Annotated in this window: 14 protein-coding genes; 8 read left to right on the top strand and 6 right to left on the bottom strand. The window is 67.3% G+C overall.

Translation table 11 applies throughout. The annotated features are described in order from the left end of the window. Positions 1–35 precede the first annotated feature (35 nt). The 5 genes from ASD42_RS05410 (at position 36) to ASD42_RS05390 (ending at position 6672) form a co-directional block, all read left to right on the top strand. Positions 36–629 (top strand): hypothetical protein, encoded by a 594-nt coding sequence (locus ASD42_RS05410; RefSeq protein ID WP_056815497.1) that lies wholly within the window; start codon positions 36–38, stop codon positions 627–629. 378 nt (positions 630–1007) lie between these two features. Continuing rightward, positions 1008–2426 (top strand): glyceraldehyde-3-phosphate dehydrogenase, encoded by a 1419-nt coding sequence (locus ASD42_RS05405; protein ID WP_371852068.1) that lies wholly within the window; start codon positions 1008–1010, stop codon positions 2424–2426. 285 nt (positions 2427–2711) lie between these two features. After that, positions 2712–4073 carry a hypothetical protein gene (locus tag ASD42_RS05400; RefSeq protein ID WP_084787109.1) on the top strand — a complete coding sequence of 454 codons (1362 nt, stop codon included), beginning with the start codon at positions 2712–2714 and terminating at the stop codon, positions 4071–4073. A 131-nt stretch (positions 4074–4204) separates the two neighbouring features. Next, positions 4205–5452 carry an AAA family ATPase gene (locus ASD42_RS05395; RefSeq protein WP_056810967.1) on the top strand — a complete coding sequence of 416 codons (1248 nt, stop codon included), beginning with the start codon at positions 4205–4207 and terminating at the stop codon, positions 5450–5452. Then, positions 5449–6672, top strand: a complete 1224-nt coding sequence (locus ASD42_RS05390) for a vWA domain-containing protein (protein ID WP_056810965.1) — start codon at positions 5449–5451, stop codon at positions 6670–6672. The genes ASD42_RS05395 and ASD42_RS05390 overlap by 4 nt, the downstream gene beginning before the upstream one ends. Before the next feature lie 12 nt (positions 6673–6684). Here ASD42_RS05390 and ASD42_RS34860 read toward each other — a convergent pair whose 3' ends face one another. After that, positions 6685–7095 carry a hypothetical protein gene (locus ASD42_RS34860; RefSeq protein ID WP_200950381.1) on the bottom strand — a complete coding sequence of 137 codons (411 nt, stop codon included), beginning with the start codon at positions 7093–7095 and terminating at the stop codon, positions 6685–6687. Positions 7096–7275: 180 nt separating this feature from the next. Here ASD42_RS34860 and ASD42_RS05380 point away from each other — a divergent pair, with 180 nt between their 5' ends. From ASD42_RS05380 to ASD42_RS05370, 3 genes are read left to right on the top strand one after another with little or no spacing between them, the layout of a single operon-like run. Next, positions 7276–8208 (top strand): PDR/VanB family oxidoreductase, encoded by a 933-nt coding sequence (locus ASD42_RS05380; protein ID WP_056810962.1) that lies wholly within the window; start codon positions 7276–7278, stop codon positions 8206–8208. A gap of 13 nt (positions 8209–8221) precedes the next feature. After that, complete coding sequence (locus ASD42_RS05375) at positions 8222–9424, top strand: NAD(P)/FAD-dependent oxidoreductase (RefSeq protein ID WP_056810957.1); 1203 nt, start codon at positions 8222–8224, stop codon at positions 9422–9424. Then, positions 9421–10932, top strand: coding sequence for a class I adenylate-forming enzyme family protein (locus ASD42_RS05370; protein WP_056810954.1), 1512 nt, complete (start codon positions 9421–9423; stop codon positions 10930–10932). Before ASD42_RS05375 ends, ASD42_RS05370 begins: the two co-directional genes overlap by 4 nt. Here ASD42_RS05370 and surE read toward each other — a convergent pair. From surE to ASD42_RS05345, 5 genes are read right to left on the bottom strand one after another with little or no spacing between them, the layout of a single operon-like run. Then, positions 10910–11620 (bottom strand): 5'/3'-nucleotidase SurE, encoded by a 711-nt coding sequence (surE, locus tag ASD42_RS05365; protein WP_084465494.1) that lies wholly within the window; start codon positions 11618–11620, stop codon positions 10910–10912. The two genes, ASD42_RS05370 and surE, sit on opposite strands and share 23 nt — an antisense overlap. After that, on the bottom strand, positions 11595–12776 hold the full coding sequence (locus ASD42_RS05360) for an ABC transporter ATP-binding protein (protein WP_056810949.1): 1182 nt from the start codon (positions 12774–12776) through the stop codon (positions 11595–11597). The genes surE and ASD42_RS05360 overlap by 26 nt, the downstream gene beginning before the upstream one ends. A gap of 4 nt (positions 12777–12780) precedes the next feature. Continuing rightward, positions 12781–13596 (bottom strand): carbohydrate ABC transporter permease, encoded by an 816-nt coding sequence (locus ASD42_RS05355; protein ID WP_056810946.1) that lies wholly within the window; start codon positions 13594–13596, stop codon positions 12781–12783. After that, entirely contained in the window at positions 13583–14524 is a 942-nt protein-coding gene (locus ASD42_RS05350) for a carbohydrate ABC transporter permease (protein ID WP_056810943.1), read from the bottom strand. Before ASD42_RS05350 ends, ASD42_RS05355 begins: the two co-directional genes overlap by 14 nt. Next, positions 14521–15507 carry a sugar phosphate isomerase/epimerase family protein gene (locus ASD42_RS05345; protein ID WP_056810940.1) on the bottom strand — a complete coding sequence of 329 codons (987 nt, stop codon included), beginning with the start codon at positions 15505–15507 and terminating at the stop codon, positions 14521–14523. The genes ASD42_RS05350 and ASD42_RS05345 overlap by 4 nt, the downstream gene beginning before the upstream one ends. Position 15508: the final 1 nt, after the last annotated feature.

Here is a 15508-nt window from a genome sequence, read left to right as displayed (position 1 = left end):
GGGACAAGGTCGGTCCCCGGTGGCAGGATGCGGAGGTGGGTGATTTCTTCGAACGGATCGTCGATCTCGAGGTGGCGGACGCGAACGCGGGTGCGTTGGCGGAGCGGATGGTCGACTGGATGGTGTCGCGGCGATGGCTGCTTCGAGAGACCTCGCGTGACGCGATGTACAGCCTCCAGGTCGACGAAGGGTATGTGGCGGGCCCGGACTGGGCTGAGATCGCCCAGAACTGGGGCGAGGACTGGATCCCCGCGCCGGTCGCCGTGATCGTCGGCAGAAACGCCCACTACGCGGGCCAGGGTGGCATCGAACCGGCCGCCGCGATCTGTCCCCACTGCGCGGCGACCACGGTGATCATCGACTACCCGCAGGCCTGGGAAGCCGATCCCGCAGTGTGGCAACCATTTTCGGACGCGATCGACGCCTGGATCGAATCCGGTGACGGTTCGGCAACCTGCGCCTCCTGCACGACAGCGAGCCCGATCACCACCTGGCGATGGGCTGACGATTTCGCCCTCGGCACCCTCGCCTTCGACTTCTGGGGCTGGCCGCCCCTGACCGACGAGTTCATCACCGAGTTCACCGCCGAGCTGGGCCACCGGACCGAACACCACACAGGCAAGTTCTGATTCGAGGCGACGGCTGGTGCCGCGCCGCCGACCTGCTGATCGCGCGCGGCGATGTCACCGGCGGGGTGCTGGCCGTCGCACTCCTCGATCGGGGCAGACGCACACCGGAACGTCAGGAAGCGCTCGATCGGTTGCGGTGCTCGCCGCATCCGGATCTGTCCCGGCCGGCGTGGGATATCGGGCGCTGAGCGAACCGGCGTGACGTCGGCGCTCGTGCCGGCTGGGTGCGACGCCGATCTCACCGGTGGGGAGTGGTCTACGGTGAAAATTTCGCCCTCACTAGCATCGATGCAGCGGAAATATCGATGAACCAGAGGACGTGTGTTGACTACCGAACAACTTGATCGCTGGAACGCTCAGGAAGCTGCTGCTGAGGCGATGATTCCGATCATCGGGACGCTGTACCGCAGCAAGGGTGTGACGATTCTGCTGCACAGTCGGTCGCTGGTGAACAAGTCGGTGATCAGCATTCTGCGGACGCATCGCTTCGCGCGCCAGATCGGCGGCGAAGAGCTGTCGGTGGACGAGACGCTGCCGTTCCTTCAGGTGATCAGCCGGTTGGATCTGGGACCGTGCAAGATCGACCTGGGCCAGCTCGTGATGGCCTATCACGCCGATGGACGTGGGCTCTCGGTCGAGGAGTACACCACCTCGGTGCTGGCCGAGGTGAGCGACAGCAACAAGGCCGTCTCGCAGGGACCGCGCGATGTGGTGCTCTACGGGTTCGGGCGGATCGGGCGGCTGGTCACCCGGCTGCTCATCGAGAAGGCCGGGTCGGGCAACGGGCTGAGCCTGCGCGCGGTGGTGGTCCGCCGGGGTGGTGACGACGACCTGGCCAAGCGGGCGTCGCTGCTGCGCCGGGATTCGGTGCACGGGCACTTCAACGGCACCATCAAGGTCGACGCGGACAACGACACGATCACCGCGAACGGCAACGTCATCAAGTTCATCTACAGCGATGACCCGACGACGATCGACTACACCGCCTACGGCATCGACAACGCGATCCTGATCGACAACACCGGACGCTGGCGTGACCGCGACGGTCTGGAGCAGCACCTGCGCCCCGGCATCGCGAAGGTGGTGCTCACCGCGCCGGGCAAGGGTGACGTGCCCAACATCGTGCACGGTGTGAACCACCGCGACCTCGACCTGTCGCAGCAGATCTTCTCCTGCGCCTCCTGCACGACCAACGCGATCGTGCCGCCGCTCAAGGCCATGGACGACGAATTCGGCATCGTTCGCGGACACGTCGAGACGGTGCACTCGTTCACCAACGACCAGAACCTGCTCGACAACTACCACAAGGCCGACCGTCGCGGCCGCTCCGCGCCGTTCAACCTGGTGCTCACCGAGACCGGCGCCGCCTCCGCGGTGGCCAAGGCGATGCCGGACTTCAAGGCCAAGATCACCGGCAACTCGATCCGCGTTCCCACCCCCGATGTCTCGGTCGCGATCTTGAACCTGCAGCTGAAGCAGGACACGACCAAGGAAGACGTCCTCGCCTACCTGCGTCAGGTGTCCCTGGCGGGCCCGTTGAGCCGCAACCTCGACTACACCGCCGCCACCGACGCGGTCTCGAGCGACTTCATCGGCTCGCGCGCGGCCTCGATCATCGACGCCAACGCCACCATCGTCGAAGGCGACACCGCGATCCTCTACGTCTGGTACGACAACGAATTCGGCTACTCGTGCCAGGTCGTGCGGACCGTGCAGTACATCTCAGGCATCGAATACCCGACCTACCCGCAGCTGGGTGCGCAGTCCGACACGCGCGAGCTGACCGACGCACGGTAGCGACGCTCCGGCAGGGCGGGCATCTGGTCGCTGACCAGGGCCCGCCCGCCTCGTCGACTCGGTGGCAGACCCCGCGACCCGAACCTCACCGCTTGTCGGGTCGCGCGTTGTTGTGCATACTGGCGACATGACATCGAGTCGAAAGGGCGTTCTGCGCCCGGGCCGTTGAGCCCCACGCCGGTCATCGCACCGGCTTCTCTCCCGCGTGAACGCGGGGAATTCACCGAAAATCCGCAGTACTCCCGTGCGTCCTATGACGATTCGCGCCTAGACCTGTGGGTGCGTGTGCGTGAACTCGCTGTGCCGCCCGGCATGATCGAAGTCGCCACCGCACGGCGGCTCGTCGGCGACTGGTCGGGGGCCTGCGCCGCGGCACACGTCGATCTCGATGTGGATCTGCGAAGGTTGGCGCGGACCCACGGGCGAGGACTCTCCGCCCGAATACGGGCCGATCTGCGGTATCTGGCACCGGATCTGTTGCGCTGGCATCTGCCCAGGATCGCACCGGACGGCTTGTTGCGACCCGGGCTGACGATGGTGCTGGCTCGCTACGGCGCTGAGGACATCACGAACGTCGCGGGCGGAACACAGTGTCTCCGTGAGGGTTCCGTGCATCTGGTGGTGCGGACGCCACCGGCATGGGCGGCTGCCGGTCAGCGGATAAGCCTCGCACTGTGGGACGGGACGAGTCCCGGAACCGGGGCGCGCATGCACCCACATCCCCGACCCAACAGTCGCTACCGGCTCGACCTGCACCGTCACCTGTGGGATTCGCGCTGGGTGGGGGAGTTGCGAACCCGTGCTGGGGCAGGACAACGCGCGGCCATGACGCCCGGTGACGATCCCGGTCTCACGCTGTCCGGATCGGTGCTGCCGGGTTGTGCCGTCGACCGGTGGGCAGATGAGGCGGGAATTCTGCTGCGCGCCGAGGGGCAGCGGTCCGGGCTGGTGCTGGTGCGGTGCGGTGCACGGAAACGGGTGGTGCTGGACGTTCGCGCCGACGGGGAAACTTCTCCCGCAGTGCGGATTTCGAAGGCGCACCCGCGCGGCGGAATCTCGGCCCTTCCGGTCCTGCCCGACGCCGCTACCTGGGTGCTCCCCGACCTGGAGTTGCTGCGCGCGGGCGCGATCGCCGCCGACCGACTGCATCCACTGGTCGCTTCGGTGCTGGGCCACGACGGCATGCCGAGCGAGAACTCCGAGATCGACACCGCTCATCGAATCGTGGAGTGCCGGGGTGAACGTCATCGCATCGGGTTGGTGAACGGGGTGCTCGCCGCGCTGGATCACGACCCCACCGAGATCCGGCGCGAGGAACTCCTGGCGGCCCTGACCGGAACCCCGATGCCCTGCCTACAGGCCATCGACCGGTCACTGCGCCAACCGGATTGGCTCGTCGGCGTCTGCGATCGCCTGGACCACGGCGATATCGACGGCGCCCTCACCATCGTCGAAGGCAAGCTCGGCGCCGACGCGGTGCTGCGCGACGGACCACTTCGCGACGCACTCGAAGCAGCTGTACGACAACGGATTACCTATGGCCTGTTCCGGGCCGGTCTACCCGCGCCCGGTCGCGGCCACACCCCTCCCGACCGGTACGACCGCAAGGGTCGTCGCGCAGGTCCGAAACGCCTGATCTTGCGCTGAGTTGTCTTCGGGCCATCGGGTCACGCTGTGTCGCGCTGCCGACCTTCGTACTTCGTCGACCGACTCGGAGACCGAGCTCGCTCCACCGCGCTCATCCATCGAATTCTTCTGAACCCAAAGGTGATTCACACATGACAGTTCATACTCTCCACCCGCCGCTCCCGAATAGCGCCGCCGACTCCCAGCTCGACATCGCGAGCCAACTCCTCGCCATGCTGGGCGAAGTACACACAGAGCCGCGTCGCAATACCCAGCTGGAAGCTCTCACCTTGGCCGTGGCCGCCGACCTGCCGGTACTGCTGTGGGGTGAGCCGGGCATCGGCAAGACCGCTGCGTTGACCCAACTCGCCGAGTCGCTCGACCTGCCGCTGACCACGGTAATCGCGAGTGTGCACGAGCCATCGGACTTCTCGGGCCTGCCGATCATCGGCGACGACCCCGCGACCCAGGGTGTGCCGATGGCGCCGCCGGACTGGGCGGTTCGCCTCGTGCGGGCCGGGCGCGGCCTGCTGTTCCTCGACGAACTGTCCACCGCACCGCCCGCCGTGCAGGCGGCGCTGCTGCGCGTCGTTCTCGAAAGACGGGTCGGCGCACTGGAACTGCCGCCGGGTGTGCGCATCGTCGCGGCCGCCAACCCGCGCTCGTCGGCCGCCGACGGCTGGGAGCTGAGCCCGCCGCTGGCGAACCGCTTCGTGCACCTGCAGTGGACACATGAGCACGACGTCGTCGTCCGTGGTCTCGGCGGAACATGGCCGCGCGCGACCCTACCTCAGCTCGCGCCCGAAAGTCTCTCGGAGGCAGTAACATTCGCCCGTCGTGCGGTCTGCACCTTGCTCGCGGCGCGGCCCAAGCTCGTGCATCAGATGCCCACCACCGAAACCCGGCGGGGTGGTGCCTGGGCGTCTCCGCGGAGTTGGGAGATGACCGTGCGGCTGATCGCCTTCGCCACCGCGGCCGATGCGAGTCGTGATGTGCTGTCGCAGTTGATCCGCGGCACGGTCGGCGACGGCCCGGGTTTCGAACTGCTGACCAGCATCGATCGGATGGATCTGCCCGATCCGGAAGTATTGCTGGCCGATCCGGTCGCCGCTGAACTGCCGACCAGGGGCGACCTGCGCCAGGCCGTTCTCGACGGGGTGGTGGCCGCGGTGCGCAAACGACCGGAGCGGGCGCGGTGGGATGCGGCGTGGTCGCTGCTGGTGAAGGCCGTGGAAACCGGACCACCCGACCTGGTGGTCGTTCCCGCGACAACTCTGGCCACGCTGCGCCGCGACAATTGGGAGGTGCCCGCGGCGATCGAACAACTCGCCGGGGTGGTGTCGGTGTCGCGGAGTGCCGATCGCGCCGCGGCCCGCGTCGCCGTCCAGGCGGGCCGATGACAGCGGACACGACCGGGCTGGATTTCGCCAAGCTCTATGCCGCACGGCTGCAAGCGGTTTCGGCCCGTCCCTATCTGGCGACTGCCCTGTACGCCCTGAACATCGTCGAGTCGGCAGGGGTGTCGACGATGGGCGTGGACAAACACTGGCGGTGCTACGTCTCGCCACGGTTCGTCGACTACACGCCGGTGGAAGAACTGGCGTCGATACTGGTGCACGAGGTTTCGCACCTGCTGCGCGACCATCACGCGCGCAGTGATCGCTACGCCCACACCCACGAGCTGACCGGCCCCGGCGAGCGGCTGCGAATGAATATCGCCGCGGATGCCGAGATCAACGACGACGCGTTCGGCGACGGGTTGGTCTGGCCCGAAGGCGCGGTTCTGCCGAGCACCTTGGGGCTGGACCCAGGGCAACTCATGGAGGACTACCTGGGTCAGTTCAGCCTCGGGCATCTGACGGAAAGCATGGCGTGGCTCGACTGCGGTAGCGGCGCGGACGGATCGGACCGGGAGTGGGAACTGGGTCCCGACGGCGCGGACGGGCTCAGCGAACAGCAGCGCGACGGCGTGCGGTTCCTCGTGGCGCAAGGCATCGTCGGCCGTCCAGGGAACGCGCCCCAGGGGTGGCGACGCTGGGCGAAGGAGGCGTTGCATCCTTCCCAGCCATGGCGGGACCTGCTCGGCGCGGCCCTGCGCGCGGCCGCGTCGGCCCCCGGTGCCGGCGCGGACTACACCTACCGGCGCCCCGCCCGCCGCTCGACCGCACTCCCCGGCATCGTGCTGCCGAGCCTGCGCCGCACTCCACCCAAGGTCAGCGTGGTCATCGACACCTCGGGATCGGTCAGCGACGACGAATTGGGCAGCGCGCTGCTCGAAGTCGCCGCCATCATCCGCGCCGTCGGCGGCCGCCGCGACCTGGTCACCGTGTTCTCCTGCGACGCCGCGGCACGCATCGCTCACCCGCTGTGCCAGGCCGAGGGGATGTCGCTCATCGGCGGTGGCGGCACCGACCTGCGCACCGGTTTCACCAAGGCCCTGCGCACCCGCCCCGATGTGCTCGTGGCCCTGACGGACGGTCAAACACCCTGGCCGTCACAACAACCGGCCTGCAGAACCGTGGTCGGCCTCTTCCGCAGGGACCATGCATGGCAGGAGAACAATCCCGATTATGTTCCGGACCGACCACCCGCGTGGGCACGGGTGGTCGAGATCGGCTGAAGCCGCGGTCGGCTATCCGCCGGAAGCAGCGCGCCGCGCCCGCAGTAGTGGCGACACCAGCATGACCGACCCCGACAGCAAGAGCCCGGCGAGTGGAATCAACGGCAGATACGACACCCACACCACCGGCTCTTGCTGCGCCAATGCGATGACAGTGGCGACAACGGCGACTAGGAACACGATGGCCGACCAACGATGTACCTGACGAACGCGCCCGCCGACCGCCGGACCCGTTCGTGAGCCGCGGTAGACCAGCACATATATCACCGAACCGGTCAGGAACAGTCCGGCCAGCGGAATCAGCGGCAGGTAGACGACCCATTCCGGTCCGCTCAGCGACAACCCGATCACCGTGATGAGTACTGCCGCGACAAAGCCGATGGCGAGCCATCGATGAGCTCGCCGAACTCCGATGATGTTCATCGAAAACCCTTTCGTCGATCCGTGGAAAACAATGCTGCCACGGCGCCGACCTCGGAACTTCTCGATTCCTGACCGTTTCTCCCCGCTGCCGACCGATCGCTGATCGCCCCGTTTTCAATCCGGCAATTCGTTGAAAGTATCAATCCCCTCGGGCCGCCGAAGCCCTGCCAGACTCGTCGTGTGATCAGCGCGATTGTGCGAATTCGGTCCATCACCTACGAATCAGAGGGCGTGCTGTCCTTTGTGCTCACCGACCCCGGCGGCGCCCCACTGCCGCCGTGGGCACCGGGTGCGCACGTGGATGTCGTCCTGCCCGACGGCGTCGTTCGTCAGTACTCGCTGTGTGGCGATCCAGCGAATCGGGACAGTTATCGCATCGCGGTGCTGCTCGAGGAGCAGGGTCGGGGCGGGTCGGCGTGGATGCACGAGAAAGTACGGCCGGGCACGCTGCTGGAGATCCGGGAGCCCCGCAACAATTTCCCGCTCGCCCCGGCAGCGAGCTACCTGTTGATCGCCGGCGGCATCGGGATCACCCCGCTGCTGCCGATGATCCGTGAACTCGAACAGCGCGGCGCCGCATGGCAACTGCACTACGGCGGCCGCACCGATGCGCGGATGGCCTTCGCCGAGGAGCTGTCGGGCTACGGTGCGCGGGTTCGTCGCTACGCGCAGGACGAAGTCGGGCTGATGCCACTGGCCGAGATTCTCGCGCCGGTGGGCTCGGACACGCTCGTGTACTGCTGTGGCCCCGAGCCGCTGCTCACCGCGGTCGAACAGCACTGTGTGTCGGAGGCTCTGCGCGTCGAGCGTTTCCATCCGAAGGAGATCGCGTCGACCGGACCCGACCGGCCGACGACGGTCGTTCTCAATCGCTCCGGCCGGACCATCGACGTTCCGGCCGACTCGTCGGTCCTCGACGCGCTCGAGCGCGCCGGTGCCGACGTGCTGTGGTCGTGCCGCGAAGGAACGTGCGCGACCTGCGAAACCACCGTGCTCGAAGGTGAAGTCGAGCATCGCGATTCGGTTCTCACACCGGCTGAACAAGAGTCGGGCAAAACCATGATGATCTGCGTCTCCCGAGCGCGCACGGACCGTCTCGTGCTCGATGCCTGAAAGGTCGAAGACTGTGCACGATGTCATTGTTGTCGGCGCGCGCTGCGCTGGTGCCACGGTCGCGATGCTGCTCGCGCGCCGCGGCTACCGGGTGCTCTGCGTCGACCAGGCTCTGTTTCCCAAGGACGCCGTTTCGACCCACATGCTGCGGCAGAGTGGTCTCGCGCGGCTACGGGATTGGGGCCTGCTGGAACAGCTGAAGGCCACGGGCTGTACGCCCATTCACTCGATCACGATGTCCTACGCCGATGCGCAGTTCTCCGGCTTCTCCGACCCCATCGACGGCATCGCCGAGACCTACGCGCCGCGGCGCATCGTGCTCGACACACTGTTGCAGGACGCCGCTCGGTCGGCCGGTGTCGATCTGCGCGAGGGCGTCACCGTGCTCGATCTGGTGCGCGAGGGTGAGCAGGTCACCGGCATCGTCGGGCGTGACCGCGACGGCGAACCGGTCGTCGAACACGCCCGGCTCGTCATCGGCGCCGACGGTTACGCCTCCACCGTGGCCCAGCTCACCGGCGCCGAGAAGTACGACGTGATCCCGGGGGAGACCTTCACCAGCTACTCGTACTGGTCCGGTCTGACTATGCAGAGCCAGTTGCGCATCGGCGACAAGCAGGCGGTCGGCGGCTGGCCGACCAACGACGGCAAGACGCTGATGTGGTGTGTGCAATACGTCGACCGGTTCGCACCGTTTCGCACCGATATCGAGGGCAATTTCTCGTTGGCGTTCAAGGAAACCGCGCCCGACCTCGCCGAACTACTCGAGACCGGCGAACGCGAGGAGCGGTTCTACATCGCGCGCTACCCGGAGAACTTCTATCGGCAATCGCACGGCCCCGGTTGGGCATTGGTGGGCGATGCCGGATATCACAAGGACCCCTTCACCGGTCTCGGGATCAGCGACGCGTTCACCTACGCCGATCTGCTCGCCGAGCGCGCACACGAAGGACTGTCGGCGGCGCGGCCACTCGACGAAGCACTCGCCGAGTATCAGGCGCAGCGCGATCGGTCGAGTAAGCCGATGTACCGGTTCACCTGTGAGTCCTCGCGACTGGTGTTGCCGGACAAGCATGTCGAGGTGATGCGGGCGCTGCCGAGCAGCCCGAAACACACGCAGCAGTGGTTCCGGATGATGGCGGGTGGGCTCAGTGGTCGGGAGTTCTTCACCGAGGACAATCTCGCCCCGCTGCTGAACCCGCAGGGCGCGCGATGACCGTGCAACCGTTCGACACCGCCGGAATCTCTCGCGACGAACACGGTGTCGCGCACTACGCGGGCCTGCCGGATTCGCTGGTGGATATGCTGCGCCACACGGTGCGGACCTGGCCCGACCAGGAAGCCGTCGTCGAGATCGGCGGCGAGCGACTCTCGTACCGGCAACTGTGGGATCGGGCCGCCCTGGTGGCCGGCGGGCTGCGGGACCAGGGAATTCAACCGGGGGACCGCGTCGCCAGTCTGTTGGACGCCGGAACCGATTGGGTGGTCGGCTTCCTCGGCATCGTGCTCGCGGGCGCGGTGGCCGTGCCGGTCAACACTCGGTTCGCCGCCCCCGAGATCGAGTACGTCCTGACCGATTCCGCCGCCTCGTTTACTTTCGGCCCGAAAGAGACGCTGCCGCAGGGCGATCCCTATGTCTACGAGGGTGCGGCACCGAAGGATCCGGCCGCGATCTTCTACACCAGCGGCACGACCGGACGGCCGAAAGGCGCGATCACCACCCACCGCAACCTGCTGTCCACGGTGGAGAATGTGCGCCGACTCGCCGACATCGCCGCCGACGAGGGCCCGACCCTGCGCAACCTGGTCTCGGTGCCGCTGTTCCATGTCACCGCGTGCAACAGCCAGCTGATTCCGCAGCTCGCCATCGGCGGCAGCACGATCATCCTGCCGCAGTTCAAGATTCAGGACTTCCTGCGGGCGATCGTCGACGAGCGGGTCACCTCGCTCACCAACACTCCCGCCATCTACTACCTCGCGTTCCGGCAACCGAACTTCGCCGATTTCGACCTGAGCGGGGTGAACCGGGTCGCCTACGGCGGTGCGCCGGTCGCGCCCGCGCTGGTCGCCGAGATCGCCGAGCATTTCCCGAACGCTCGCCTGGCCAACGGTTTCGGTCTCACCGAGACCTCGTCCATCTCGACTTACCTGCCCCATGAATGGGCCACCGAGCACGCGGAATCGGTGGGGTTCGCCGCGCCGATCGTCGACCTGGCCATCGACGCGCCCGACCCGGTCAGCGGTGTCGGGGAACTGCTCATCCGCGGCGCCAATGTCGTCGCCGGCTACTGGAACAACCCCGTCGCCACCGCCGCGACCTTCGTCGACGGCTGGCTGCGCACCGGTGACCTCGCCCGCATCGACGAGCGGGGACTGGTGTCGATCGCCGACCGGGCCAAGGACATGATCAATCGCGGCGGCGAGAACGTGTACTGCGTCGAGGTGGAGAACGCGCTCGCCGGCGCCCCGGGCATCGGCGAATCCGCGGTCGTCGGGGTACGCGACGACATGATGGGCGAGAAGGTCGGCGCGGTGGTGGTGCCGGTGGCAGGCACCGAGTTCGATGAAGCCGCCGTGCTCGATTATCTGCGCACACTTCTCGCGGATTTCAAAGTGCCCCAGTACTTCTCGGTGCGCACGGCGCCGTTGCCGCGCAACCCCGGCGGGAAGATCGTGAAGACCGCGTTGCGGTCCGAACCGTTCAAGCCCGCCGGACGAGGGTGATGCTGGTCCGCCGCTGCTCGGCGAAGGCGTGGATGTCGTCATCGGGCGCCAGATCCTCGGCACGGTAACCGATCGTGCTGAGGATGGCGCCGGTGGCGACGTCGAAGACGTCGGTGTAGTACAGCGCGCGGCTGACCCGGGTGTAGGCCGGATCGGCGCCCCGGTCGGTGCCGGAGAGATTGACGTTCGCGGTGAACCAGTTCGCCCGCGCTGCCAGCAGCGTGGTGAGTATCCGGGCGGTCGCCTCGGGTACCCAGCTCCAGTCCCAGGCGTGCGGCTCGGCCCACGGCCCACCGAACTCGCGCGAGAGCGCGATGCCGGGCACACCGCGCGCTCCCGCTTCCTGCACCGCACCGTAGGTGCCGCTGACATTCAGGGTGGCGCCGATGTTCTCGCCCGCGTTCACCCCGCTCAGGCACAGATCTACCGGAGCGACGACCCCGGAGGTGAGCGCGAAGACCACGCAGGCCGCCGGTGTCGATCCCACGTGGATCGTGGGAATTCCGGCGGTCGGGGCCGCCCACTCCCACTCAGTCGCGACGCCACTGCGTCGCGACTGGCTCGCGCCCGACATCGGCCCGCTCGGTGCTACCACCGTCGCGTCGATGCCGAGCGCGCGCACGGCTTCCGCCAACGCCAGGAGACCCGGCGCGCGGAATCCGTCATCGTTGGTGATCAGCAGGTGCATCGAAAGCCGTTACTCTGGCACCGGTCTCCGGATCGAACAGGTGCAGCCGGTCCGCCGGGACGAAGACCTGGATTCGCGCGCCGATGGCCGGTGCCGGATCGTTCGCGGGCAGCGTCACGGCCCAGCGACCCGATTCGCCGGTGCACTGCGCGATCTTGGAGTCGCCGGTGAATTCGACCAGCTCCACCACACCGTGCACGAGCAGTCCCGGGCCGTCGTGGCGTCGGAGCGCGCCGTCGCCGGGCCGCCAGCCCAGCGTCAGTTCGGCGGGCACGCCGGGGACAGGTTGCGGGAGAAGCGCTTCCAGCCCGGGACCGGTCATCTCGTCGCCTACCTGGTTCATGGTCACCGTCGCCAGGTTCATCGGCGGGCTACCGAGGAACGTCGCGACGAACAGATCGACCGGCCGTCGATACACCTGCGCCGGACTACCGACCTGCAACACCCGCGAATCGTTCATCACCACCAGATGGGTCGCCATCGACAGCGCCTCGAGCTGGTCGTGGGTGACCAGCACGACGGTATTGCCGAGCTCACGATGCAGCCGCACCAGCTCCACTCGCGCCTGCTGGCGCAACTGCGCGTCGAGCGCGGACAGCGGCTCGTCGAGCAGCAGCACCTTCGGCTGCCGAACGATCGCTCTGGCCAACCCGACTCGCTGACGCTGGCCACCCGACAACTGCGCGGGCCTGCGGTGGCGCAGCTCGCTCAACCCGAGGCTGTCGCACGCACCGGCTACCCGCCGCTCGATCTCGGTGCGGTCCAGCCCCGACTTGCGGTTGTGCTTGCCCTCCAGCCGCAGACCGAAGGAGATATTGCGCTCCACCGTCATGTGCGGGTACAGCGCGAAGTCCTGGAACACCATCGAGACGCCGCGCCGTCCCGGCGACACCTCGGTGACGTCGGCGCCGTCGATGAGCACCCGACCCGCGGTGGGGGTGATCAGGCCCGACACCACGCCGAGCGCGGTCGATTTACCGCAGCCGGACGGGCCGACCAGCACGGTCAGCGATTGTCCCGGTACGTGCAGTAGGTCCAGGTCGAGAGCCGGGCGGTCCTCGCCGTATTGCTTGGTGATGCCGTCGAGCACCACGCCGGCCGAGAGATCGAGCTCGGTGGTCAGCACCGGAGGCTCGCTCACACTGAGACTGGTCATGTCGTTACCGAACCCCTGAATGAAGGAAGGCGTCCGCGATCCGTCGCGACGCCAGGACATAGATGATGACGACCGGCAGTGAGGCCAGCATCGCCGCGGCGAGCATCGGCCCGTACTGCGCGCTCTCGGGGCCGATGAACAACGCCAGACCCGGCTGGATGGTGGTGTCCTCCGGGTCGGGCATCACCAGCAGCGGCCACAGAAATTCGTTCCAGGTACTGATGAACAGCAGGATCGCCACCGCGCCGAGCGCCGGGCGAAGCACGCCGAGTACCACGTGGCGCAATATCTCCCACGAGGTGGCGCCTTCGAGCACCGCCGCCCCGATCAGCGATTGCGGCACCGAACGAATGTGGTCGCGCAGCAGCAGCACCGCCAGCGCGCTGACACCCAGCTGCGGAATGATCACCCCGATCGTGTGACCCTGCCAACCGAACTTCGTCGTCATCAGGAACTGCGGGATGATCAGTGCCTGCGGCGGGATCAGCAGCGAAATACCCACGGCGGCTAGGACGAAGCCTCGCCCCCGAGCCTTGTCGAATCGCACCAGCGCGTAGGCGGCGGGCACGGCGACGAGCATTGTCGCGACAGTGACGCCCGCGGCCATCACGAAGGTGTTCCACAGCAGCCTGCCGATCGGGAAATTGCCCACGGCCAGTTCGTAGTTCTCCATGCTCGCCGGAAACGGGAGCGGATTCAGATCGAAGATCGTCGACACCGGCTTGAACGAGGTAGCCAAGGCCAACGCCACCGGGAACAGCATCAGCACAATGGCTGTGATCAGTAGCAGGTGTCTGCCGATCGCGTCACCGCGTCGCACGGAATCTCCTCGAGAGCAGGGTGTGGAAGGTCAGGAGCAGCCCGAACGCGAGCGCGATCACGATGGCCGCCGCCGATGCGGTGCCCGCGTCGAAAAAGGTGAAACCGTAGGTGTAGAGCCGGTAGTAGACGTTGTCGGTGGCATTGCTCGGTCCACCTCGGGTGAGCACACCGATATTGGTGAACAGCCACGGCCACACCACCACCATCGACAGCAGTCCGAGCAGCACGATCGGGCGTCGCAGCTGGGGCAGGATGATCGACCTGGTGATCTCACCCTCGGTGGCGTCGTCCAGGCGCGCGGCGTCGATGGTGCGGCGATCGAGGTTCGCCAGTGCCGCACCGAACAGCAAGGTGTTGAGTGCCACCACTTTCGGCGCCGTCACCACGACGACGGTCGGCAGCGCGGTGGCCGGGTCGCCGAGCCAGTTGATCGGTTCCACCCCGGCGAACCCGAGTACCTGATTCAGGGTCCCGTACAGCGGATCCAGAATGAACTGCCACGACAGCGCGTTGGCCACCGGCGCGAGCACGACCGGCAGGAACAGCAGCATCCGGTAGAACTCGCTGGCCCGGCCGGGGCGCTTCCACAGTGCGATGGCCAGCGCGCACGGGACCACCGTCGCGAAGGGCAGCACGAACAGCGCGTACTTCAGCGTGTTCCAGGCCGCGTTGCCGAATTCCGGTTCGGTGATGAGGGTTTCGTAGTTCTCGAAGCCGTTGAACTCGATGTCGGGGGAGACCAGGTTCCAGTCGAGGAAGCTGAGCACCGCGGTGAACACGAGCGGCCCGTAGACCCACACGGCGATCGCGAGCATGGTCGGCGAGAAGTACAGCCAGGCAAGTCCGGTCGCGGCGGGACGCTCGACCGCGCGCACCTTCGGCTTCGCGTCACGTACCCCCGCCTCGGGGGCCTCGGTGAGCGTCATGATCGGGCTCGCACGTCGACCAAGCGCAGGGTGGTCTCCAGTGCCTCGGCGTAATGGCGCGCGTGGCGCATTTCGATGATGATCGCCGGATCGCGGGGGAAGGTCGTGGCCATGACCTCGGCCAGCGGGATCGAGCCCCACCCGGGCGGCAGGTGCAGATCGCCTTCCCCGAGGAGCTCGAGTTCGTACGGGCTGGCGTCGGGCTGACGGGCCATCCGGCCGAAGTTGTCGTGCAGGTGTACGTGGCCGACGACCGGGGCGACCTCGCGAATCGCGGCCAGGTAGTCGTAATTCAGGTAGCCGGCCGACAGGTACGCGTGGCCGACGTCGAGGCACATCGTCACCGCGGGGTGGTCGATCTGCTGCACCTGTTCGGCGACCATATCCAGACGCATCCCGTAGGAGCGCCGGGTGAGCACCGCGGGTCCGGGTGCCCGATTCTCGACCGCGATCATGACCCCGCGCGCGCCGGACTCGTCGGCGAGCTCGCGCAGCATCGTGCGTTCGGTTTCCATGCCTGCGGTCAGCGCCGCACCGTCGCTGTAGAGGTTCGGCAGCACCCCGGCGTGGTAGACCAGCACCTCGGCGCCGATCGCGGCGGCGACCTCCAGGTCCGCCAGCAGCCCGAGCTGCTGCGTGGACGCGGTGCCGGTGTCGAGCAGGTTGCCGGTACGCCCGGACGAATACCACGAACTGTGCAGGGTCAGCCGGAGTCGGCAATCGGCCAGCGCGTCGCGCAGCGCCGCCAGTCGGGAGCGCTGTACCTGCCCGCCGATCACCACCCCGAGGCCGCAGCCGCCGAGTTCGGCATAGCCGAATCCGGCGGTCGCGGCCTCATCGAGGAATTCGCGCATCTCCTCGAAATCGGAGCGCAGGAGCTGCTTTCCCGACCACGGATTGACCGTCAGGCCGATCTTGTTCGGGATCGCGCCGCCGTGGGGCGAACCGTTCGGAGGCGTGTGTGCGAATACCTGGTGTGACAAC

Origin of the sequence: Nocardia sp. Root136 (assembly GCF_001427185.1) — a bacterium.
Lineage (GTDB): Bacteria > Actinomycetota > Actinomycetes > Mycobacteriales > Mycobacteriaceae > Nocardia > Nocardia salmonicida.
The sequence above is the reverse complement of the archived record's forward strand: the minus strand, read 5'-3'. Positions and strand labels throughout refer to the sequence as shown.

Excerpts from the sequence above, each read along its gene's own strand:
- ASD42_RS05405 (WP_371852068.1), top strand. The coding sequence starts at position 1,008 with ATGATTCCGATCATCGGGACGCTGTACCGCAGCAAGGGTGTGACGATT.
- ASD42_RS05395 (WP_056810967.1), top strand. The coding sequence starts at position 4,205 with ATGACAGTTCATACTCTCCACCCGCCGCTCCCGAATAGCGCCGCCGAC.
- ASD42_RS05390 (WP_056810965.1), top strand. The coding sequence starts at position 5,449 with ATGACAGCGGACACGACCGGGCTGGATTTCGCCAAGCTCTATGCCGCA.
- ASD42_RS34860 (WP_200950381.1), bottom strand. The coding sequence starts at position 7,095 with ATGAACATCATCGGAGTTCGGCGAGCTCATCGATGGCTCGCCATCGGC.
- ASD42_RS05370 (WP_056810954.1), top strand. The coding sequence starts at position 9,421 with ATGACCGTGCAACCGTTCGACACCGCCGGAATCTCTCGCGACGAACAC.
- surE (WP_084465494.1), bottom strand. The coding sequence starts at position 11,620 with ATGCACCTGCTGATCACCAACGATGACGGATTCCGCGCGCCGGGTCTC.
- ASD42_RS05360 (WP_056810949.1), bottom strand. The coding sequence starts at position 12,776 with ATGACCAGTCTCAGTGTGAGCGAGCCTCCGGTGCTGACCACCGAGCTC.
- ASD42_RS05350 (WP_056810943.1), bottom strand. The coding sequence starts at position 14,524 with ATGACGCTCACCGAGGCCCCCGAGGCGGGGGTACGTGACGCGAAGCCG.